The organism is Streptomyces ipomoeae 91-03, from assembly GCF_000317595.1.
In the GTDB taxonomy this organism is placed as follows: domain Bacteria; phylum Actinomycetota; class Actinomycetes; order Streptomycetales; family Streptomycetaceae; genus Streptomyces; species Streptomyces ipomoeae.
Map to the genome: position 1 here is coordinate 1 of NZ_AEJC01000430.1, position 640 is coordinate 640.

Annotated in this window: 1 protein-coding gene; it reads left to right on the plus strand. The window is 70.0% G+C overall.

The genetic code is table 11. The features are described 5' to 3' along the window. On the plus strand, positions 1 to 611 hold a 611-nt coding region (locus STRIP9103_RS28615; RefSeq protein WP_009326296.1), incomplete at its 5' end, for a helicase associated domain-containing protein. Between the last annotated feature and the right edge of the window lie 29 nt (positions 612 to 640).

A 640-nucleotide genomic window follows, 5' to 3' on the forward strand; every position in this document is an offset into this window, starting at 1 on the left:
TGTGCGCGCCCCGGTCCGCGACCGCTTTGGACCGGCCAGTAGGACAGTGGCTGTCCAACCTCCGCCGACCCGGCGCGCTGGACGACCACCCCGAATGGAAGAACGCGCTCGAGGCCGTGGACGAGCACTGGAACCCCGAGTGGCCGGCGGACTGGCAACGGCACTACGCCGCCCTGCGCGAACTGGTGGCCGACGAAGAGGGCCAAGCCGACGTCATGCCCGGCGTCACCGTGCACGGGATGGACGTCGGCAAGTGGCTGGCCAAGCAGAGGCAGCACGACGTCTGGACGGGCCTGATGGACCGGCAGCGCGAACGCCTGGAGCAGCTCGGCATCACGCCGCTGCCGCCGGAGCAGGAAGCGCCCGCCAAAGCCCGCAAGACGGCCTCTGGAGCCTTCGAGCGGGGCGTTGCGGCCCTGGCGCAGTACAAGGCCCGCACAGGCTCCGTGACGGTCCCCAGGGCCCACGTGGAGACGGTCGTGGTCGACGGCCAGGAACACACGGTGAAGCTTGGGGTGTTCCTGTCGAACACCAAGAGCAGGCGCGCGAAGCTGACCGGCAACAAGCTCCAAGTGCTCGCCGAACTCGGACTCGACTGGGCAGCGGCGTAGCCGAGTCGGAGACCGTGCGAGGGGGCGTG